General features: G+C 64.3%; 22 protein-coding genes. 2 read left to right on the forward strand and 20 right to left on the reverse strand.

The features are described from left to right. Positions 1-287: 287 nt before the first annotated feature. Positions 288-983 carry a pyridoxamine 5'-phosphate oxidase family protein gene (locus R3P95_RS25210; protein WP_317549837.1) on the reverse strand — a complete coding sequence of 232 codons (696 nt, stop codon included), beginning with the start codon at positions 981-983 and terminating at the stop codon, positions 288-290. Positions 984-1083: 100 nt separating this feature from the next. Here R3P95_RS25210 and pdxR point away from each other — a divergent pair, with 100 nt between their 5' ends. Continuing rightward, positions 1084-2481, forward strand: a complete 1398-nt coding sequence (gene pdxR / locus R3P95_RS25215; RefSeq protein ID WP_317549838.1) for a MocR-like pyridoxine biosynthesis transcription factor PdxR — start codon at positions 1084-1086, stop codon at positions 2479-2481. On the opposite strand, the gene murA is transcribed toward pdxR, so the two are convergent. Continuing rightward, positions 2474-3727 carry a UDP-N-acetylglucosamine 1-carboxyvinyltransferase gene (gene murA / locus R3P95_RS25220; protein ID WP_094614651.1) on the reverse strand — a complete coding sequence of 418 codons (1254 nt, stop codon included), beginning with the start codon at positions 3725-3727 and terminating at the stop codon, positions 2474-2476. The two genes, pdxR and murA, sit on opposite strands and share 8 nt — an antisense overlap. Positions 3728-3781: 54 nt before the next feature. On the opposite strand from murA, the gene R3P95_RS25225 reads away from it, so the two are divergent. Beyond that, entirely contained in the window at positions 3782-4384 is a 603-nt protein-coding gene (locus tag R3P95_RS25225) for a cob(I)yrinic acid a,c-diamide adenosyltransferase (protein WP_269595650.1), read from the forward strand. Here R3P95_RS25225 and R3P95_RS25230 read toward each other — a convergent pair whose 3' ends face one another. The 18 genes from R3P95_RS25230 to thrB form a co-directional block, all read right to left on the reverse strand. After that, a complete protein-coding gene (locus R3P95_RS25230) occupies positions 4385-4822 on the reverse strand; it encodes a DUF2550 domain-containing protein (RefSeq protein WP_068048245.1) in 438 nt (145 codons plus the stop codon). A gap of 29 nt (positions 4823-4851) precedes the next feature. After that, the gene (locus R3P95_RS25235) at positions 4852-5211 is read right to left on the reverse strand and encodes a F0F1 ATP synthase subunit epsilon (protein WP_037193376.1); all 360 of its coding nucleotides are present in this window, start codon (positions 5209-5211) and stop codon (positions 4852-4854) included. 30 nt (positions 5212-5241) lie between these two features. Continuing rightward, positions 5242-6690 carry a F0F1 ATP synthase subunit beta gene (gene atpD / locus R3P95_RS25240; protein ID WP_094638681.1) on the reverse strand — a complete coding sequence of 483 codons (1449 nt, stop codon included), beginning with the start codon at positions 6688-6690 and terminating at the stop codon, positions 5242-5244. A gap of 3 nt (positions 6691-6693) precedes the next feature. Then, positions 6694-7665: a F0F1 ATP synthase subunit gamma gene (locus R3P95_RS25245; protein ID WP_317534212.1), complete on the reverse strand. Its 972-nt coding sequence runs from the start codon at positions 7663-7665 to the stop codon at positions 6694-6696. Positions 7666-7717: 52 nt separating this feature from the next. Then, positions 7718-9361: a F0F1 ATP synthase subunit alpha gene (gene atpA / locus R3P95_RS25250; protein ID WP_283347896.1), complete on the reverse strand. Its 1644-nt coding sequence runs from the start codon at positions 9359-9361 to the stop codon at positions 7718-7720. Positions 9362-9449: 88 nt separating this feature from the next. Then, positions 9450-10277: a F0F1 ATP synthase subunit delta gene (locus tag R3P95_RS25255; protein ID WP_149408026.1), complete on the reverse strand. Its 828-nt coding sequence runs from the start codon at positions 10275-10277 to the stop codon at positions 9450-9452. Positions 10278-10285: 8 nt separating this feature from the next. Continuing rightward, positions 10286-10846 (reverse strand): F0F1 ATP synthase subunit B, encoded by a 561-nt coding sequence (locus R3P95_RS25260; protein WP_032393521.1) that lies wholly within the window; start codon positions 10844-10846, stop codon positions 10286-10288. A gap of 7 nt (positions 10847-10853) precedes the next feature. Beyond that, on the reverse strand, positions 10854-11093 hold the full coding sequence (locus tag R3P95_RS25265) for an ATP synthase F0 subunit C (RefSeq protein WP_008715092.1): 240 nt from the start codon (positions 11091-11093) through the stop codon (positions 10854-10856). A gap of 78 nt (positions 11094-11171) precedes the next feature. Then, positions 11172-11897, reverse strand: coding sequence for a F0F1 ATP synthase subunit A (gene atpB / locus R3P95_RS25270; RefSeq protein ID WP_032393520.1), 726 nt, complete (start codon positions 11895-11897; stop codon positions 11172-11174). A 441-nt stretch (positions 11898-12338) separates the two neighbouring features. Next, complete coding sequence (locus R3P95_RS25275) at positions 12339-12770, reverse strand: hypothetical protein (RefSeq protein ID WP_188078865.1); 432 nt, start codon at positions 12768-12770, stop codon at positions 12339-12341. Positions 12771-12836: 66 nt separating this feature from the next. Continuing rightward, the gene (locus tag R3P95_RS25280) at positions 12837-14078 is read right to left on the reverse strand and encodes a glycosyltransferase family 4 protein (RefSeq protein ID WP_317549840.1); all 1242 of its coding nucleotides are present in this window, start codon (positions 14076-14078) and stop codon (positions 12837-12839) included. A gap of 30 nt (positions 14079-14108) precedes the next feature. Then, complete coding sequence (locus R3P95_RS25285; protein ID WP_149408029.1) at positions 14109-14771, reverse strand: L-threonylcarbamoyladenylate synthase; 663 nt, start codon at positions 14769-14771, stop codon at positions 14109-14111. 66 nt (positions 14772-14837) lie between these two features. After that, positions 14838-15722, reverse strand: coding sequence for a peptide chain release factor N(5)-glutamine methyltransferase (prmC, locus tag R3P95_RS25290; protein ID WP_149408030.1), 885 nt, complete (start codon positions 15720-15722; stop codon positions 14838-14840). 34 nt (positions 15723-15756) lie between these two features. Beyond that, positions 15757-16575, reverse strand: coding sequence for an SHOCT domain-containing protein (locus tag R3P95_RS25295; protein WP_317534210.1), 819 nt, complete (start codon positions 16573-16575; stop codon positions 15757-15759). A gap of 106 nt (positions 16576-16681) precedes the next feature. Beyond that, positions 16682-17758, reverse strand: a complete 1077-nt coding sequence (prfA, locus tag R3P95_RS25300; RefSeq protein WP_068048269.1) for a peptide chain release factor 1 — start codon at positions 17756-17758, stop codon at positions 16682-16684. Between the two features lie 97 nt (positions 17759-17855). After that, complete coding sequence (gene rpmE, locus R3P95_RS25305; RefSeq protein WP_008715081.1) at positions 17856-18089, reverse strand: 50S ribosomal protein L31; 234 nt, start codon at positions 18087-18089, stop codon at positions 17856-17858. A gap of 198 nt (positions 18090-18287) precedes the next feature. Continuing rightward, positions 18288-20519, reverse strand: a complete 2232-nt coding sequence (gene rho, locus R3P95_RS25310) for a transcription termination factor Rho (RefSeq protein ID WP_394855473.1) — start codon at positions 20517-20519, stop codon at positions 18288-18290. A gap of 188 nt (positions 20520-20707) precedes the next feature. Then, positions 20708-21640 carry a homoserine kinase gene (thrB, locus tag R3P95_RS25315; RefSeq protein WP_317549842.1) on the reverse strand — a complete coding sequence of 311 codons (933 nt, stop codon included), beginning with the start codon at positions 21638-21640 and terminating at the stop codon, positions 20708-20710. Positions 21641-21648: the final 8 nt, after the last annotated feature.

Raw genomic sequence — 21648 nt, forward strand, 5'->3', positions numbered from 1 at the left:
CCCAGCTTGGTCTCGGACACAAGGCCCGACTCTTGGGGGATAAAACCTGCCAAGCCACACGTCCAACCTCGTTCACCTAGTCCGTGAAGACCGGGTCGGTGTCCGTCGCTCTGACTCGACAAAAGTTACGCCACCAACCACACCAACGCAAATCGGCAGGTCGACCCATGCTCGCGGGGTATTCGCGCAGCTCGGCCCCGGGGCGCCGGGTCATCGCGCCCACTACACGCTGCAGGGTGCGCGTGTGATGCCAGCCACAGCCCGAACCTTCACTGCGGCAACATCGTTCACCCCCGAGTCGCGTTCCGGCGCACACCGTCCACGTGCTCCGGCACCGCAATGTCCCCCGCGAGATCAGCGGCAGGTTCGGCGTCGCCGAGCGCCTCCCACACCGGAACAACTCCGGCCCATACGTCTCCCCGCTCGATGTCGAGGTCGTCGTCGACCGGTCCACCTGACCGCGACTTCACCGATGCCTCGTACATCGAAAGCGCCAGAACCGCGGTGGCTGCAAGCTCTTTCCGAGTATGTGAACGCAGGTGAATGCTTCTTCCGGGGACCACCTGCTCGACGATCGCGTCCAATGCTCGAATCCGTTCGTCGGCGTCCTCCACTCGGCGAGGTCGTCCGACCACAACGGCGCTTCGATAGTTCATCGAATGATGAAATGCCGATCGAGCCAGGACGAGCCCGTCGACGACAGTCGCAGTGACGCAGATGTCCTGATCCGGAGCGTCGATCATGCTGCGTGACGCCACTGATCCATGCAGATACAGCGTGCCTTCCCTGTCCGGACCGGCGGGATCCACGCCGAACACGGTAGGTACGACGCGAGGCACTTCATCCACGATCACGCCGATGTGGCATATGCGCGCCGAGCGCAGTACGTCGAGCAACGCTGCGCGTTCGAGGCCGGCGCGATGCCTCCCCCGCATCACTACCGTTCGCGCCGTCGGGGAAAGAGGCACGTCGTCGACTGTCATGGTTTCCAGGATGCGGGACGAGTGGCCTTTCGTCATAGTCCAATAGAGCTGCTTTTGTTCAGGCCACTTCGACGCGGATACCGAAAGAGACCACAACCCCATGCTCCCGATCTCCCTGTCGATCACCCTCGATCGCGCCGACGCTCGGACGTTGCCCGTCCAACTGGCGGATCGCATCCGGTCCGCAATCGACGACGGAGACCTGCAGCCCGATTCTCGATTACCCAGCACCCGAGCACTTTCCGTCGATCTGGGCATCGCGCGTGCAGTCGTGGAGAAGGCTTACGAACAGCTTGTCGCAGAAGGTTGGCTCGATGCCCGACGCGGTTCGGGTAACTATGTCCGACACATCCCCCGCGCACCTCGATCGATTGCGATGGCGTCGAGCGCACACACCACACCACGAACACCCCCGCGGATATCGCTCCGTCCGGGAATCCCGTGGACTCCGCCCTCGGCATCCGATGCCTGGAAGCGCGCGTGGCGCGACGTCGGCGGCACACCACCTCCCGGCGACTATCCCGATTCCGCCGGCACGCTCGAACTGAGGACTCGCGTCGCCGATCTACTCCGCCGCGCCCGCGGGCTGCACACCACACCGGCGTCGATCGTGATCACGACGGGCAGCATTCACGGCCTCGACCTGGCCCTGGGTGCGCTTTCCGCTGCCGAATCGGTCGAACACGTTCTGGCACTGGAGAATCCAGGCTACAAATCCGCCGCTGCGCTCGCGACACATCGCGGGTGGTCCTTGCACGACGTCCCCGTCGACCGCGATGGCCTGATCGTCGAACAACTCGACTCGACTCCCCCACGAACACCGGCCGTGTACGTCACGCCGTCGCATCAATATCCGACCGGCGCATTCATGCCCATCGGCCGTCGACGTGCGCTGGCGGACTGGGCTCACAGCAACGATTCCATGATCATCGAGGACGACTACGACTCCGAATTCCGTTACGGCGTAGCACCTTTGCCCACCGTGGTCGAACTCGCACCCGACCGGACCGTGTACCTCGGCACCGTATCCAAGACCCTCGGTGCCGGGATCCGTCTCGGCTGGATGGTGGCACCTCGGTCGATGGTCGACCGCATCTCGGCAACGCGCCGCGTGATCGGCGATCATCCCTCGGTTCCCGTCCAGCATGCGATGACGTCCATCTTGCGCGACGGCGAATGGGACAGAGCCGTCCGAACGGCCCGGCGGCTCTATCGAGCCCGCGACCGCCTGGTCGCGGCCGCGCTGGCCAGGTTCGGCGAACTTCGCGGAGTCGGAGCCGGCCTGCATACCGTGTTGATACTCGACAGTGCCGCAGCGCGCGACGTCGCTACCTCATGCGCCGCGAGGGGCGTGGACGTACCGACGCTCGAACACTCGACCCGCTCCCACACAGCCCGGGGTGGAATCGTCGTCGGATACGGATCCGTCTCCGACGACGAATTGGACTATGCGATAAGCATATTGGTCGAGGCGCTGGAAGCTACGCTGCTCAGCTGACCCGCTCGATACTGCCACCGAGTGCACTCAGGTTCTCGACGAATCGCGGATAGCCGCGATCGATGTGAAACACGTCGTGCACCTCCGTCGTACCGTCGGCCACCAGTCCCGCGAGAACCAAGCCGGCCCCGGCCCGAATATCGGAGGACCACACCGGTGCGCTGGACAGCTGTGGCACACCGCGAACCACGGCGTGGTGGCCGTCGGTGCGCGCGTCGGCCCCGAGCCTGATCATCTCCTCGACGAACCGGAATCGTGCCTCGAAGACGTTTTCGGTGATCATCGACGTACCGTCCGCGACTGTCGCAAGTCCGATTGCCATCGGCTGCAGGTCGGTCGGGAACCCCGGATACGGAAGCGTCGCAAAATTGACCGCTCGCGGTCGCTCGTGTTGCACGACGCGGAAGCCGTCGGGCTCGCTGGTGACCTCGGCGCCTGCGGACCTCAATTTGTCCAGCACCAACGACAGGTGCTTTGGGTTCACACCGCGGACTCGCACGTCCCCACGAGTCATGGCAGCGGCGATTCCCCACGTGGCGGCGACGATGCGATCGCCGATCACCCGATGGGTCGTCGGCTTCAGCGCGCTCACACCACGAATGGTCAAAGTCGAGGTGCCTGCACCTCGGACGTCGGCACCCATCTCGTTCAGCATGTTGCATACGTCGACGATGTCCGGCTCACGCGCGGCGTTGTCGATCACCGTCTCCCCGGTGGCCAGGACTGCGGCCATCAAGATGTTCTCGGTGGCACCGACGGACGGAAACGCCAGTCTGATGTTCGCGCCGCGCAATTCGTCTGCTTCCGCAACGACACATCCGTGTTGGATCTCGCTGCGTGCCCCGAGCAATTGAAGACCGGACTGATGCATGTCGAGGGGACGCGACCCGATCGCGTCTCCGCCCGGCAGTGCGACGACAGCTCTCTTGCACCGCGCAACCAGCGGCCCCAGCACGCACACCGAAGCTCGGAACTGGCGAACCGCCGCGAAATCGGCGTGATACTTCGGCATGGCCGGAGTGGTGATGTGAACGACCGATCCCTCCAACTCGACCTCACAGCCGAGCCCGCGCAACACCTCTGCCATCAGTGGCACGTCCAGGATGTCGGGGCAGTTGGTGATCGTGCTGGTGCCCTCTGCCAGCAGCGCTGCCGCCATCAATTTGAGGACGCTGTTCTTCGCACCACCGACCGCCACCTCACCGACGAGGCGATTTCCACCGTTGACCAAAAAGCGTTCACTCACCTCGACAGCGTAGCCAGCGGGACCGGCCGACACCCGCGCGGTACCGTAGCGCGCATGGCCGTCCACCTCACCCGCATCTATACGAGAACCGGCGACGACGGGACCACCGGGCTGAGTGATTTCTCGAGGGTGTCCAAGAACGACGAACGACTCATTGCCTACGCGGACTGCGACGAGACCAACGCGAGTCTCGGTGTGGTTCTCGCCCTCGGCAACCCGCCCGAATCGGTTCATTCGGTGATCCGCACCATCCAGAGCGATCTCTTCGACGCGGGGGCCGATCTGTCGACTCCGGTCGTCGAGAATCCGCAGTACCCGCCTCTGCGCATCGATCAGAGCTACGTCGACCGGCTCGAAGGCTGGTGCGACGAGTTCAACGAGGATCTCCCCGCACTGACGTCGTTCATTCTGCCGGGCGGAACGCCGCTGGGAGCGTTGCTACACGTGTCGCGAACGGTGGCCCGACGGGCGGAGCGGTCGGCATGGGCTGCGGTGCACGCGAGCCCGGAAACAACGAGTGCATTGCCGGCGAAATACCTCAACCGGCTCTCGGATCTGCTGTTCATTCTGAGCCGATACGCCAACCCCGAGGGCGACGTCCAGTGGGTTCCCGGGTCGAGCCGCGCTTCGAGCGACCCGACTACCGGCGACAGCTGATCAGGCCGCCGGTCGGCGGCGACGCGATCGGCCGGAGGGACGAGATTCGACCCAGGACAGGAAAGCGGTCAACGCACTTCTGTCGAGGGCGATCTCGAAATACTTACCATTGTCGGACAGTTCCAACACGGCGATGTCCGGTGTCATGATGTCGAACTCGGTGTCTCGTGGGGCTCGTCGATCACCCACGTGAATGTCCTGCCTACCCAGCCGATGATCGGGGCCGGGGCGAAGACTGGACAGCTTGAAGAAAACGAGAGTGTTGTCTCCGTACCGAATGATGCCGTGACGCCAACCGGCACCACCGTCCGTCGGCAACACCCGCATGATCGCGGCGGTTCCCCCGCGCCGTAGAACCATCAGACGGTACGCAAAAGCCGCGACGAGCCCTGCGAGCAGCACAACCAGAATGATCAGAACAATCAATCCGTAGTGCATCGCAGGTCTCGTCGCGGCTTCTCGTGAACCTAGGACCGCTCGACAGCGCGGACACGACCCTTGGCCACAGCAATGGCCTCGAGGTCGTCGCCGTTCTCTGCCACTACAGCCCGTGCCGCCTCGACATCGATGTCGTCGGCGAAATCGGCCGATTCTGCCAGCACGGTGACCGTCTTGCCGGTCACCGACAGGAATCCACCGTGGACGGCTGCGATGAGCTTTTCGCCGTCCGTGGTCGTGATCGACACCGTGCCGCCCTCGATCAACTGCCCGAGGACAGGCTCGTGGCCCAGCATGATGCCGATCTCACCTTCGGTGGTCTGAGCGCTGACGATGGTCGCGGTACCGGACCACAGCTTTTGCTCCACAGCGACCAGGGAGACCTCCATGCCGCTCTTCTCGGAAGAAGTCACGTCGGTCTACTTTCCGGCCATCTTCTTCGCGGCTGCCTCGACATCGTCGAGACCACCACAGCTGTTGAAGGCCTGCTCGGGAAGGTGGTCGTACTCACCCTTGGTGACCTTGTCGAATGCCTCGATGGTGTCGGAGAGCGACACGACCGAACCGGCCTCGCCGGTGAACTTCTCGGCAACGATGAAGTTCTGGCCGAGGAACTTCTGGAGGCGGCGTGCACGGCCGACCAGAACCTTGTCCTCTTCCTGAAGCTCGTCCATACCGAGGATGGCGATGATGTCCTGCAGCTCCTTGTACTTCTGCAGGATCCGCTTGACCTCGTTGGCGACGCGGAAGTGCTCCGCACCGACGATGCCGGGCTCGAGGATGCGCGAGGTGGAGCTCAGCGGGTCCACAGCGGGGTAGATACCCATCTGCGAAATCGGACGCGAGAGCTCGGTCGTCGCATCGAGGTGCGCGAACGTCGTGGCCGGAGCCGGGTCGGTGTAGTCGTCGGCGGGAACGTAGATCGCCTGCAGCGAGGTGATCGAGCGTCCACGGGTCGAGGTGATTCGCTCCTGGAGCTCACCCATCTCGTCCGCCAGCGTGGGCTGGTAACCGACGGCCGACGGCATACGACCGAGAAGGGTCGACACCTCCGAACCTGCCTGCGTGAAGCGGAAGATGTTGTCGATGAACAGAAGAACGTCCTGTCCCTGAACATCGCGGAAGTACTCCGCCATGGTCAGTGCCGACAACGCCACGCGCATACGCGTGCCGGGCGGCTCGTCCATCTGGCCGAAGACGAGGGCGGTGTCCTGGAGGACGCCCATCTCTTCCATCTCGAGGTGAAGGTCGGTGCCTTCACGGGTGCGCTCTCCGACTCCTGCGAACACCGAGGTGCCCGAGAACTCGCGTGCGATACGGGTGATCATTTCCTGGATCAGAACGGTCTTGCCGACACCGGCACCACCGAACAGACCGATCTTTCCGCCCTTGACGTACGGGGTCAGGAGGTCGATGACCTTGATGCCGGTCTCGAGGATCTCGGTCTTGCCCTCGAGCTGATCGAAGGCTGGTGGCTTGCGGTGGATGCCCCACTGCTCGCCGTCGCGGCCGAGTCCGGGGGTGTCCAGGCAGTCGCCGAGGGCGTTGAACACGTGGCCCTTGACGACGTCACCGACGGGAACCGAGATCGGCTTGCCCGAGTCGATGACTGCAGTGCCGCGGACGAGTCCGTCGGTGGGCTGCATCGAGATGGTGCGAACCAAGTTGTCACCGAGGTGCTGTGCAACCTCGAGCGTCAGGGTCTTGGCCACGGTCGGCAGAGTGATCTCTGCGTTGAGGGCGTTGAACAGTGCGGGAATCGAGCCGCGCGGGAACTCGACGTCCACAACGGGGCCGATGACCCGAACGACACGGCCGGACTGAGTGTCCGCTCCGCTCGCGTTCTCTTGGGCTACTGCTGCGGTCATTGCTTAGTCACTTCCTGCGCTGTCGGCCAACGCGTTGGCGCCACCGACGATTTCGCTGATTTCCTGGGTGATCTGGGCCTGCCGAGCCTGGTTGGCCTGACGGCTCAAGGTCTCGACCAATTCGTTCGCGTTGTCCGTCGCTGCCTTCATGGCGGTACGACGCGCCGCGGACTCCGACGCTGCTGCATCGAGCAACGACGCATAGATCCTGGTGCTGATGTACTTGGGCAGCAGCGCCGAGAGCAGAGTTCCCGCTTCCGGCTCGAACTCGTACTGTGCCTGCACATCTGCGGTCGGTGAGTCGCTCAGCGCATCCGCACCCATCTCGAATTCCTCGTCTGTGTACGAGATTTCGAGCGGTGCCATACGGCGAACTTCGGGCTTCTGCGTGAGCATCGACACGAAGCGGGTGTAGACGATGTGCAACTCGTCCACGCCCTCGACGGTGCCTTCACCGTTGGGAGCCTCGACCTTGGTGCCCGAGCCGGCCATGAACAGTTCGACCAGGTGCCTACTGGCCTTGGCCGCGTCGGCGTATCCGGGCTCCTGAGAGAAGCCCGTCCAGGCACCCTTCACGTCCCGCTCACGGAATGTGTAGTAGCCCAGGCCTTTTGCGCCGAGGACATAGATGACCGGATCCTTGCCCTCGGAGCGGAGCAGCTGGAACAGCTCCTCCGTCTCCTTGAGCACGTTGGAGTTGTAGCCGCCGCACATACCGCGGTCGCTGGTCACGACCAGAACCGCGGCACGCTTGGGCTCGGGTCGCTCGTTGAGCAACGGGTGATCGAGCGAGCTCGATGCACTCGCCAACGCGGAGAGCACCTTGGTGATCTCTTCCGCATACGGCTTCGATGCGGCAACGCGGGCCTGAGCCTTGGTGATTCGCGATGTCGCGATCAACTCTTGTGCCTTGGTGATCTTCTTGGTCGAGTTGACCGACTTGATGCGGGAGCGAAGCTCGAGAATGCTTGCCATCTAGCTGTTCACGCTCCCTTCTGTGCTCGTCTTGGCATCTGTCATCGCAGGCCTACTTGCTGACTGTCTTGCGAGTGACGTTGACCTGCTCCTGGCTGACCTCGTCGGCGTTCAGTTTGTCTGCCTCGGCCTCGTTGACGACGCGGTTGCCGTCCGAGTCGACGAATCCGGCCTTGAACTTCTCGGTCGCCTCGGTCAGTGCCTTCTGGTTGTCCTCGTCGAGAGCCTTGCCACCGGCAATGCTGTCGTAGACGCCGCTGGCGTTGCGGTGCAGGTCCTCGAGCAGCTCGGTCTCGAAGCGACGCACGTCGCCGACGGGAACCGAGTCGTACGTTCCCTGCCCTGCGAGCCAGATCGAGACGATCTGATCTTCGACGGCGACCGGGGCGTACTGATCCTGCTTGAGCAGCTCGACCAGACGTGCGCCGCGCTCGAGCTGAGCCTTGGAGGCCGCGTCGAGGTCGGACGCGAACGCAGAGAAGGCTTCCAGCTCGCGGAACTGAGCGAGCTCGAGGCGAAGAGATCCGGAGACCTTCTTCATGCCCTTGGTCTGTGCCGCGCCGCCGACTCGGGACACCGAGATACCGACGTTGATCGCGGGACGGACGCCCTTGTTGAACAGGTCCGACTCCAGGAAGACCTGGCCGTCGGTGATGGAGATGACGTTGGTCGGGATGTACGCCGAGACGTCGTTGGCCTTGGTCTCGATGATCGGCAAAGCCGTCAACGATCCGCCACCGAGCTCGTCGGACAGCTTCGCCGAACGCTCCAGCAGACGGGAGTGCAAGTAGAAGACGTCACCGGGGTATGCCTCGCGGCCCGGCGGACGACGCAGCAGCAGCGAGATGGCGCGGTACGCCTCGGCCTGCTTGGTCAGGTCGTCGAACACGATGAGGACGTGCTTGCCCTGGTACATCCAGTGCTGGCCGATGGCCGAGCCGGTGTACGGGGCGAGCCACTTGAAGCCGGCCGAATCGGACGCGGGAGCCGCGACGATGGTCGTGTATTCGAGTGCGCCCTGCTCTTCGAGTGCAGCCTTGACGCCTGCGATCGTCGAGCCCTTCTGGCCGATGGCGACGTAGATGCAGCGAACCTGCTTCTTCTCGTCGCCGCTCTCCCAGTTGGCCTTCTGGTTCAGGATCGCGTCGATGCAGACCGCGGTCTTGCCGGTCTTGCGGTCGCCGATGATGAGCTGACGCTGGCCGCGGCCGATCGGGGTCATGGCGTCGATCGCCTTGATACCGGTCTGCAGCGGCTCCTCGACGGGCTGACGCTCGAGCACCGAGGCAGCCTGCAGTTCGAGGGCGCGGGTCTCGGAGGACTCGATGTCGCCGAGGCCGTCGATGGGCTTGCCCAGGGGGTCCACGACGCGGCCGAGGTAGCCGTCGCCCACGGGGACCGACAGCACGTCTCCGGTGCGCTTGACTTCCTGGCCTTCTTCGATGTGCTCGTAGTCACCGAGGATGACGGCACCGATTTCGGTGGCATCCAGGTTCAGCGCGACACCGAGGACTCCGCCGGGGAATTCCAGGAGTTCGTTGGACATCGCCGACGGCAATCCGGACACGTGAGCGATTCCGTCGCTCGTGTCCGTAACCGTGCCGACCTCCTCGCGGGAAGACTCCGGTGAGTAGCTCGCGGTGAAGTTATCGATCGCGCTACGGATCTCGTCGGAGGAGATCGTCAGCTCCGCCATAGTGTTTCCTGCTCTTCCTTCAAATGATCGCGGGGTGAAATGTCTCGAAAGTCGAGACGCTTCTTCTCGTTACTGTGTCCGTGTCGGACTATTTGAGCGTCTTTCGCAATGCAGCGAGGCGGCCTGCCCCGCTACCGTCGATGACCTCGTCGCCGATACGAACGACAAGTCCGCTGAGCAGTTCGGTATCGACCTCTACATGCACCGTGACCTGCTTGCCGTACGTGCGGGTCAAGGTGGCCGTCAGCTTCTCGAGCTGACTGTCGCTCAGTGGTGCTGCGCTGCGGACGTGGGCAACCGCGCGGTCGCGCTGCTCGGCGGCCAGATCGGCCAGTCCGTTCAGTACGTCGGCGGGAGCAGCCTTTCGCGGACGCGTCACAGCCTGAACTGCAAGCGCCTCGGTGACCGCGGTGACCTTGCCGTAGAGCAGGCGACCGAGCAGTTCACGCTTGGCCTGTGCGGGCTTCGAGCGATCCGAGAGGGCCTGCTCGAGCTGCGGGTTTCCTGCCACGATCCGCCCGAGGCGGAACAGCTCGTCCTCGACCGTGTCCAACTGATCCTGATCGGCCGCGGCGCGAAGCAGAGCTTCACGTCCCAGCTCGACCAGCGAGTTCAGCAGGTCGCGAGCGGTGGACCAGCTTTCGCCGGCAGCGGCCTTGACGATCGTCGCCGTTGCACTCGACACCTGGCCGGAGAAGACCTCTCCGGCCAGATCGCTTCGCCGAACGCCCTCGACCGACGAGTCGGCGAGAGCGGTACGCAACGTGCGCTGCGCGTCGAGGGTCTCGACGACGGCGAACAACTCGGCACCGGTCTGAGCAGCGACGGCTGTTGCCTCGCCTGCCGACGCGGACCCCAGAGCTTCGTGGGCAACCGACCGCGTGCGGGCGAGTGCCTCACGAGAAGTTGCGTACATGGTTCGACTCACTTTCCGGATGCGGAGTCCGCGGTGACGGAATCCAACTCGTTGAGGAAGCGATCGATCGAACTGGAACGCTTCGCGTCGTCGGACAACTGCTCTCCGATGACCTTCTCAGCGAGTTCGACGGCCGTGCGTCCCAGATCTCCCCGAAGTTCGGTGACGATCTGCTGACGCTGAGCAACGAGCTGATTGTGACCTGCGGCCACGATCCGGTCGCTTTCTTCCTGCGCCTTTTCCTTCATCTCGGCGAGAATCGCCTGCCCCTGGGTACGCGCTTCCTCACGGATCTGCGCGGCCTCGGAACGGGCGTCGGCCAGCTGAGCGTGGTACTGCTCGAGAGCAGCCTTGGCCTCTGCCTGTGCCTCTTCGGCCTTCTTGATTCCGCCTTCGATGAGCTCGGAACGCTCAGCGAGAACCTTGGTGAAGCGCGGCACCACGTACTTCCAGAAGAGGAAGCCGATTGCCGCGACACAGACGATCGACCAAACGATGTCGTAGGTTGCGGGCAGAAGAGGGTTGTACTCCTCCCCCTCCGCCGCCAGCAACGTAATCGCGTTTGTCATCGCGCTCTCAGAGAATGAAGCCGGCGACGAGGCCGATCAGGGCGAGGGACTCGGTGAATGCGATGCCGAGGAACATGGTGGTGCGGAGCTGACCGGCCAGCTCGGGCTGACGAGCGGTTGCTTCCATGTTCTTGGCGACGACGAGGCCGAGGCCGATGCCGCCGCCGATGGCTGCGAGGCCGTAGCCGATGGCGCCGTATCCGCTTGCGGTGATTTCCTGCGCCTGGGCCAGAACTTCAAGGCTCATTGGGTTTTCCGTTCCCTTTCTTCGGTCCACATCCGGGTGTCGGAGGTGGCGGTGTAGCTGGTTCGGTCAGTTGGTCGGTCAGTGCGAGTCGGCGTGCAGCGACAGATCGATGTAGATCGCCGTGAGCAGCGCGAAAATGTAGGCCTGGAGGAAGATCACCAGCATCTCGAACATCGTGAACAGGAAGCCCATGATGAGCGAGGGTGCTGCGAAGATCTTCAGCCCGGCCGACGCCTCGAAGAGGAAGAACTGGGTCGCGCTGAAGAACAGCACGAGCATGATGTGGCCGGCCAGCATGTTGGCGAGCAGACGCACCGTCAGTGTGAACGGACGGAGTACGAAGTTCGAGACGAACTCCAGCGGGATCAGCAGCACGTGCATCGCCGGCGGAATGCCCGGGATGACGATGGTGCCCTTGACGAACTTCCCGACACCGAACTTCTTGACACCTGCGTAGATGAACGCGACGTACGCGACCGCAGCGAGCACGATCGGTAGACCGATGCGGGCATTCGACGAGATGTTCAGAAACGGAATGACAGCGCTCGCGTTCACCGCGAACACCGTGAAGAAGATGGTCATGATGACGGGCAGGAATCGACGACCCTGTTCTTTACCGAGCACATCTTCTGCGACGTGGATCCGAACGAAATCGAGAGCGATCTCGCCGACGTTCTGAAGACCACGCGGAACGATCTTCGGGCTGCGGAGGGCAACCACCATGAAGATGATCAGAATCGCCGACATCAGGATGCGGATGAGCATCAGCCTGTCGAGCTCGAACGGGGTCCCCTCGAACAGCACCGCGGGAGGAAAGAAATCGGATAGTGACGGCGGACTGTATTCCGCAGCCAGGGTGGTGACGCTCAGCGGTCTCTCCCGTGTTCGGGCCGCAGCCGGGTAACGACTGCGGTTCGATCGGACAATGACGATCTATCAAGTCGACGAAAATCGGCTCGCAATCGTCAGAGGCTGAGGCCCGGTCTTCATCGGCCAAGCGTCTGTCGGGTGTCGGCGACTCACGTCGACTCGGCAACTCTCAGGGCGGAACCTTACGTTGCCGAAGTCGATGACTCCGGGCCTACTGTAAGGAAGCTCACGCTGACTGCTACCTGCGGGGGTCCAGTCCAGGGAAAAAGTCTCTTTCGTCCCAGTCTTGCCCACCGCTTGATGCAAACTTTATCAACAGAACTACGACGTTGTGTAGGCGGCCCTCAGCTTAACCGATTACGACAGGCTGTCGTACTACCGATCGTCGGTCTTGTCCTCGGTGGGAACGCTGTCCACGTAGGCGACTTTCGTCTTGACGACCCCGAAGACCTCCGCACCGAGCACGACCACGAGCGCTCCCAGAATCGTCAGCCCCAAGGAATACCGGTTGTAGAAGTCGGCGTCCTTGAGTGCGACCAACACGATCAGCGCGATCACCATCTTCACCAACCAACCGCCGAGAAGCAGTGCTCCGACTGCCGAGGCCGGAAAACGCGTGGTGAGCGCCACCGACAACGCCGTCGTGATGACGAAGCCTCCGCCGATGGCAACACCGATGAGGGATCCCCACAGACCAGGTGTTCCGGCCGCCGCGACGGCGATTCCGACGCTCACCACCGTGAGCACCACCAGTCCGATGAGTCCGTATCGAACCGCGGCGCGAAGCGGGGCGAATTGGTCGGGCATGGACTGCGGAGTGAAGGTCACAGTTGTCGAGGGTACCCAGCACGCGTCCGCGAACAGCCGACGGGATCAGCCGCCCCGTCGAACGCTTCGCGGTTCCGAGCCCTGCGATCGGTCCACCCGCAGCGTCGGCACAGCAGTGACGACCAGCGCGAACACCAGACCTGCGGCAACCAGAAGCACCACTATTCGGCGGTCCAGCAGAGACGACCCGACCGCCCCGAAGGCGAGGACACCGACCCACAGGTAGATCACCAGCACCACCCGGCGATGCGAATGTCCGATCTGCAGCAACCGATGATGCAGGTGCATCTTGTCGGGGCTGAAAGGACTCCGTCCGGCCCGGGTCCGGCGAATGACAGCCAGCAGCAGGTCGAGGATCGGAATGAGCATCACGGCTCCGACCAGCAGAAGCGGCGACAGCAGACCCAGCAGATCGCGTGGGCCGTACGCCGTCAACGGGATCCGCCCGGAGGCACTGGTCGAGATGGTGGCAAGCGTCAGACCGATGAGCATCGATCCCGAATCGCCCATGAAGATGCGAGCGGGCTGAAAGTTGTGCGGCAGAAACCCCAGGCACGCGCCTGCCAATGCCGCCGCGATCAGCGCCGGTGGGTAGACACCGACGTCGCCGCCCTGCTCCTGCAGCAACCCCACCGAGAAGATGCAGATCGCCACCGAGGAGATGAGCCCCAGACCGGCCGCCAGCCCGTCGAGTCCGTCGACGAAGTTCATCGCATTGACGATCACGACGGTGATCAGAACGGTCACCAGTCCGGCTTGCAGTTGGTCGAGCACCAGGGTGCTGCCGGGTTGACCGGGCTCGCCTCCCCACGGCTGGTACAGCACGACCCAGCTCACGCCCATGATGACGAGGACCCCGGCCGCCGTCACCTGGCCGACGAACTTGGTCAGGGCATCCAGACCCCATCGGTCGTCGATGACGCCGACCAGCACGATCACGAAGCCGGCAACCAGTGCGGCCGGAATGTCGCGGTTGTAGGCGACGTCGAATCCGCGAGCCAGTGCAGGCAGCTGTGACGCGAAGAGCAACGCAGCCAGCATCCCCACGTAGATGCCCACTCCCCCGAGCCTCGGGGTGGCCTGCACGTGGACGTCACGATCACGAGGAACCGCGACGGCACCGAACTTGACGGCCGCCACACGAACACCGCCGGTGGCGAAGAACGTGACCACCGCTGCGGTGAGGAACACCAGGAGCAGTTCGCGAATCGGTACGCCTGCACCCAGATTCGACTGAGCGAGCACGTCGACACTTTCGTTAAGGATGCCTCCCCGAGTGACGCTCATGCGCGGAGGCGTGCGGGATGGACAGCCATGTCAGGACGCTCCCGGGACCAGGCTTTCGGCGGTGACACCGAGAACCTCGGCAATCTTCTCGGTGGGAATGGCACCGACCCGCAGAATTCGTGCTCGATCGCTTGTCAGATCGATGATGGTCGACGCCACCGCGTGGTCGGCCGGTCCCCCGTCCAGGTACACCGCGGCCGAGCCGCCGAGCTGATCTCGTGCCTCCATCACGGTGGTGGCGGGTGGACTGCCGGAGATGTTGGCGCTGGACACTGCGAGCGGGCCGACCTCACGCAGCAGCTCGAGCGCGACAGGGTGCAGCGGCATCCGCAACATGACGGTGCCCTGGGCGTCGCCCAGATCCCAGGCCAAGGACGGAGCCTGCTGCACGACGATGCTCAGCGCACCGGGCCAGAAGGCACGAATCAAATCTCGGGTGCGTGGCCGGACACTCTGAACCAAGCCGTCGATGGTGTTCCAGGAGCCGACGAGCACGGGAACCGGCATATCGCGGCCCCTGCCCTTGGCGCGCAGCAGATCCGTGACAGCGCTGCCGTCGAATGCATCGGCTGCGATTCCGTACAGGGTGTCGGTAGGCATGACGACCAGTCGGCCGGATTTGAGGGCACCGCGGGCAGCGGTCAATCCAGCAGTGCGCGCGTCGGCTTCACGGCAGTCGTAGACGGTACTCACGGCACCTATCCTTCCACTTTCGATAACGAAGTGATGTCAGGTGTCGCCCGCCTGCCGTTCCCGTCGTCAGGCCTGGGCCGGGTGCGCCCGTGCGGCGACGACGAACCGGGGCCTACCCGACAGATCCGGATGTGCGGTGACCTCGGTGAACACTCGTCGCCGAGACAGCAGCGCCACCACCTCGCCGCCATTGGAGTCGTCGTGTTCGATAGCGACGCCGCCGCCGATCCGAAGCCAGCGGGCGATGTTGCCGATCATCGGTTCGATGACGGACAGTCCGTCCGAACCGCCGAACAGCGCCATGTGCGGATCGTGATCGATCACTTCGGGATCGAGGTCTGCCCCCTCCGGGATATAGGGCGGGTTTGCGACGATCATGTCGACAGCGCCGTCGAGTTCGGTCAACAGATCTCGTGCCGTGACGTCGCCGTGGTGCAGCGTGATCGGGGTATCGCCGTGGCCGCTGCACAGGTCGGCATTGCGCCGGGCCCATGCCAACGCCGACGGGTCGAGCTCGACGGCGTGGACGACGGCATCGGGCCGGGCGTTGGCGATCGCCAGTGCCAGTGCCCCCGAGCCCGTGCACAGATCGAGAATCACCGGCGGATGGTGGTCGACGTTTTCGAGGAACGCGAGTGCCCAGGCCAACAACAGTTCGGTTTCCGGCCGGGGTACGAACACGCCCGGCCCTACTTCGACGTCGATGTTGCCCAGCGAGGTCGTTCCCGTGATGTATTGCAGTGGAATACGTTTCGCGCGCTGCTCGACGGTTCGGAAGTACGCCTCGACGACCTCGGGTTCGACGAGAGGAACCAGACCGAGACGGCCGCGGTCCACGCCGACGAGGTGTGCGGCGAGCAGTTCCGCATCGACCCGTGGGCTCGGCACACCGGCAGCGTCGAGCATCGACGTTGCTTCGAGGATGGCCAGGCGTAACGGCTTGCGGCTCATTCGAACAGCCTGCCACGAGGCACCGACAACCCGGTCACACGCGTCCCAGCAACTCCGACTTCTTGGCGTGGAACTCGTCGTCGGTGAGGAAGCCCTTCGCGTGCAGACCCGCGAGAGCCTCGATCGCAGCCGTGATGTCGGAGATGTCCACACCTGACGGGTTGCCCTGAGGCGAATGGTTCGAGGACTGCGAAGACTGGTGCGACGAGGACGGTTGCGCGTAGGTCTGCGGAGCGGGTTGCGGCGTCGACTGGTTCTGCGAGTTCGTCCCGCCCGACTGCTGATCGACTCGAGGCAGGCTGCCAGCAGTGAACGTGCCGTACTGGCTGGTGAACTCCAGCGAGCCCGGTCCACCGCCCTGCTGTTGCTGGACTCCGCCGATGGAGTGATCGAGAGTGTCGTACACGGCCAGTTCGCCGCCGACCAACACCGCGAGGCGTCGAGATCCCGGGAACACTGCGTACTGCGAGCCGTTCTGGCCACCGCTCGAGCTCGGCGCACCGAGGTCCGACGGCCACCACGAGCCGCCGCCGAACGAGTTGCCACCGAACGAGCTGCTGCCGGTCTCCCTGGGCGGGTACACCTGATGCTGCGACAGCACCGCCGACAGGTCTCGGCAGAGACCGTCGACCCGGCTCTTGAGTCCGTGGTCGAACATGTTGCCCACCATGGTCATTCCGCCCCGCATCCACTGCCCACTGCCGCCGAGCTCGGGGATGTTGAACTGAGCCATGCTGCCGCGGCCGTTGTTGACGGCGTCGAGCATCGTGCGGACGGCATCGGTCGAGATGCCGTAGCGCGAGGACAGCTCGGACACGGCGTTCTCGCCTGCGGGGGTCAGGGCCTGGTTCATGTCTGGTGTGCCTCTCGGGCGCTGTTGCGGGGTCGAACCTGGCCGCCAGGGTATCGCACCTATCGGTGCAGCAGCCCGGCGAAATCTGTAAAGCTATGTGCCGCAGCTACTCTGCTTGCATGCGCGCGTCGCGGTCCGCCTTGGCCAGCGCGTCGAGCAACGCATCCATCTCGCCGTCCAGAAGTGAGTCGAGGTTGTGTGCCTTGAAGCCGATCCGGTGGTCCGTGATGCGGTTCTCGGGGAAGTTGTAGGTTCTGATCCGCTCCGAGCGGTCGACGGTGCGCACCTGGCTGGCCCTGCCTGCCGATGCCTCTTCGTCGGCCGCTTCTTCTGCTGCTGCCTGCAGGCGAGCTGCAAGCACCTGCATCGCGCGCGCCTTGTTCTGCAGCTGAGACCGCTCGTTCTGACAGGTCACCACGATGCCGGTCGGCAGGTGCGTGATTCGGACTGCGGAGTCGGTGGTGTTGACGCCCTGGCCACCTTTGCCGGACGAGCGGTAGACGTCGATGCGCAGATCGGTTTCGTCGATCTGAACCTCTTCCACCTCGTCGGGTTCGGGGTACACCAGGATGCCGGCCGCGGACGTGTGCACGCGCCCCTGCGATTCGGTCACCGGTACCCGTTGCACGCGGTGGACGCCGCCCTCGAACTTCAGCCGGGCCCAGACGCCGTCGAGGGGATCCCTGGTCTTGATCGACAGCGTCGCGTCCTTGTATCCGCCCAGGTCCGAGACGTTCGCGTCGAGCACCTCGACCCGCCACCCGCGGCGTTCGGCGTAGCGCACGTACATCCGCGCGAGATCGGCCGCGAAGAGCGCCGATTCCTCGCCGCCCTCCCCCGACTTGACCTCCATCACGATGTCGTCGCCGTCGTGCGGGTCGCGTGGTGCGAGCAGGTCGGTGAGGGTCTGCTCGAGGTGCAACACGGTCGCCTCTAGCTCGGGAATCTCGGACGCGAACGAGGAATCGTCGGCGGCGAGCTCACGCGCGGCTTCGAGGTCGTCCTGCGCGGAGGTCAGCTTGGTGTGCGCGGACATGATGGGGGCCAGTTCGGCGAACCTCTTGCCTGCTCTGCGGGCCGCGGACGGGTCGTTGTGCAGAGCTGGGTCGGCGAGTTGCTGCTCGAGTCCGGAGTGTTCGGCGAGGATGTCGTCGATGGCCGAAGGCTTGTCTGTTCTCGCCATGTTGATGACTCACTCTCGAACGCCGGTGCAACTGAATGTGGACACAAAAAAGCCGACGCCCGTCCTGTGATGCACAGGACGGGCGTCGGCGAAACAGCTAGCTGTCTGCGTCGGCCTTCTTGCCGGCGCGCTTGCCGTAGCGAGCCTCGAAGCGAGCGACGCGGCCGCCGGTGTCGAGAATCTTCTGCTTGCCGGTGTAGAAGGGGTGGCACTGCGAGCAGACCTCGACGCTGATGCGCTCTTTGTCGGTGGTGCTTCGGGTCTCGAAAGTATTGCCGCAACCACAGACGACTGTCGTCAGTGTGTAGTCGGGGTGAATTCCTGCCTTCATGGTGTCCTTACCGTTCTCTCTAGTGGTCGCCGGGTCGTCTTCGCCGATCGAAGACGTGAACCGGAACCGGACTCGGCCGTTGATTATGCCAGAGCGTGCATCTGACCTGCTAATCGCCGGTACTTCTGTGCCGACAGATGCTTACAACGCGCGCACCTGTCGGCTTGTTCCCCGGACGAAAGATCCGGGAAACAATTGTCAGTCGTTCGTCCCGCCCGGCGCAGTCTTGGAGACTTCCATCAGGAACTCGAGGTTGTTCTTGCTCTTCTTCAGACGGTCGACCAGCAGGTCGATGGCCTGATGCGAGTCCAGTCCGGACAGCACGCGCCGCAGCTTGTGTACGACGGCGGCCTCGTCGGGAGCAAGGAGCAACTCGTCGTGGCGGGTGCTCGACGGGTTGATGTCCACTGCCGGGAACACGCGGCGTTCGGCGATCTTGCGATCGAGCTTGAGCTCGGCGTTGCCGGTGCCCTTGAACTCCTCGAAGATCACGGTGTCACCGGTGGATCCGGTCTCGACCATGGCCGTGGCGATGATCGTCAACGAACCACCGTGTTCGATGTTGCGAGCCGCGCCGAGGAACCGCTTCGGCGGGTACAGAGCGGTCGAGTCGACACCACCGGACAGGATTCGGCCCGATGCAGGCGAGCTGTTGTTGTACGCACGTCCCAAACGGGTGATCGAGTCGAGCAGAACCACCACGTCCTGGCCGGCTTCGACCAGACGCTTGGCCCGTTCGATCGCCAGCTCGGCCACCGCGGTGTGGTCGCCCGGCGGCCGGTCGAACGTCGACGCGATGACCTCGCCCTTGACGGAGCGCTGCATGTCCGTCACTTCCTCGGGACGCTCGTCGACGAGGATGACCATGAGGTAGCACTCGGGATTGTTGATGGCGATCGCGTTGGCGATGGCCTGCAGGACGCTCGTCTTGCCTGCCTTGGGCGGGCTGACGATGAGTGCGCGCTGACCCTTGCCGATCGGCATCACCAGGTCGATGATGCGCGTGGTCAGGATGTTCTGCTGAGTCTCGAGACGCAACCGCTGGTTGGGGTAGAGCGGGGTGAGCTTGCCGAACTCCGGACGCTTGCGCGCGGCCTCGACCTCTCCCCCGTTGACGGTGTCCAGACGCACTAGCGGGTTGAACTTCTGCCGCTGGCTGGACTGCTCGCCTTCGCGTGCCACCCGAACCGCACCGGTCACCGCGTCGCCGCGGCGAAGGCCGTTCTTGCGAACCAGGTTCATCGACACGTAGACGTCATTGGGTCCGGCGAGGTAGCCGGAAGTACGGACGAACGCGTAGTTGTCGAGAACATCGAGGATGCCGGCTACCGGCTGAAGAACATCGTCCTCGCGAATCTCGGTATCGCGCTCGCGGCCACCGCCACCGTCGTTGCCTTCGCCACGGTCGCGTCCGCGACGGCGCTCACGGAACCGACGTCCCCGACGTCCGCGGCCTTCGCCGTCGTCGTCCTGGTTGTTGTCGCGGTTGTCGCGCGGACCGTTGTTGCGATCCTCGTTGCGGTTGTCGTTGCGACCGTCGCCCTGGTTGCGATTGCGTCCGTTCTGGTTACGACCGCCACCGTCGCGGTTGTCGCGGTCACCCTGATTGCGGTTTCCGTTGTCACGGTTGCCGTTCTCGCGGTTGGAGCCGTCCCGGTCGCCTTGATTGCGGCTTCCGGAGTCGCGGTTCGCGTTGTCGCGGTTGCCGTCGGCGTCACGGGGTTCGCGTTCCGACCCGTCCTGGCGGTTGCGGTCGCCGCGACTACGGCGTGGGCGCTCGGTGGCGGCGCTGTCGCCGGTCTCGTCCGGCTTCTCCGCCTGCGGCGCGACTGCGGGCGAATCGGTCGCCGCAGGAGCGGATCCGGCCGAATCGTTGCTGTCGTCGAGCGGGAGTTGTTCGGGAGCACCGGCTCGCCGACCTGCGGCGCGACGTCCGCGTGTTCGGCGGCCCGTCTCGGGCGCGGCATCGGCAGAATCGCCCGATTGCGCCGCCGGCGCGTCCGAGGACGGCGCTTCTGGAGCCGACTGCTTCGGTGCCGCCTCGGCTGCGGGCCGATCTTCGACGACCGGCGCGGATGCAGCGGCGCGACGCGACTTGGGTGCGTCGGATTTCGGTGCGTCCGTCTTGGCCGGTGCGCTACCCGATTGACGCTCGGAAATCGCAGCGATCAGATCGCCCTTGCGCATCCCGGAAACGCTCTTGATACCGAGTTCACCAGCGAGGCTGCGGAGCTCGGTGAGAACCATTCCGGACAGGCCAGCACGTCGGCGTGACGTTTCGGGCGCAGAGATAAGTTCCGTATCGGTCACGGAGGTCCTTTCCTTCCCTCGCTCGCTCGATGCGCAGCCGAGGGTTCGTTCCGCAGTTCGGCGTTCTGCCGAGCTCGGATATTGCCGTTCATGTTCGACGCACCCCGTCGACGACACCATCGATCCGGACCGCAGAGAACCACGGGAAGGATCGAGTCAGGAGCGTCACATCACTCGGACGTTTGAATCCCCCGAATACAGCGACCTGAATGCCCTGACGAAACCGGCGTCTGAAGCGCACGATGTACGGACAGGGTTCACCATAGCGCCGTTGTCCCCACTCGGCAAGAACCCTACTGCCGCGTTTGTCACGCGACGGTGACTCCGTCGGCCACGTCCAGGTCGAGCACCCGCCACCCCTCGGCCGATGCGGCCTCGCGCAGATCGGCCGGAAACTCCTCGGTGCACAGCGCCATGACCGTCGGTCCCGCACCGGACACCACGGCCGCGATGGACCGCGCGCGCAAGGTGGTGATCCAGCGAGTCGTGTCGGGTAACGCCTGGGCGCGCTGACCTTGATGCAGCAGGTCCTCCGTCGCGGACATCAACAGATCCGGGCGCTCGGTCAGCGCCACGACCGCGAGTGCACTGCGGCTGACGTTGAACGCCGCATCACGGTGGGGCACCAACTCGGGCAACAGTCCCCGCGTGTGCGACGTCGACGAGCGTTCGGACGGTACGAGCACGACGACCTTGATGCTCGGGTGCACCTCCAGCCGCACGGCTGCGTACTTCCGCGCCGTGACACTGGCATTGAGCGGTTCGCTCCACGACACCACCGCACCGCCGAGGCAACTCGCCGACGCATTGTCGGGATGACCCTCGAATTCCGATGACAGCTGGACCAGCTGACCCTCCGACAGCGCGAGCGACCGATCCACTTTCGCGGCCAGTGCGTTGGCGGCAGCAAGGCCCCCGACCACAGCCGACGCCGAGGAACCGAGTCCCCTGGAGTGAGGAATCACGTTGCGGCAGTGGACATCCAGGCCGTCGGCCCACACTCCGACAGCTTCGAGTCCCCGCTCGATGGCGCGTACGACCAGATGCGTCGGTCCCCACGGCACGTCCGCCGAACCCTCACCGTCGACGTGAATCCGCAGTCCCGACGCGGTGGTCGTGACCTCGATCTCGTCGTACAGCCCCAAAGCGATTCCGAGACTGTCGAATCCGGGTCCGATGTTGGCACTGGACGCCGGGACGCGCGCGGTGACCGTGAGCCCGATGGGGAGTGTCGTCGTCATGGCCGGAG

The organism is Rhodococcus cercidiphylli (genome assembly GCF_033042225.1).
Taxonomy (GTDB): Bacteria; Actinomycetota; Actinomycetes; order Mycobacteriales; family Mycobacteriaceae; genus Rhodococcoides.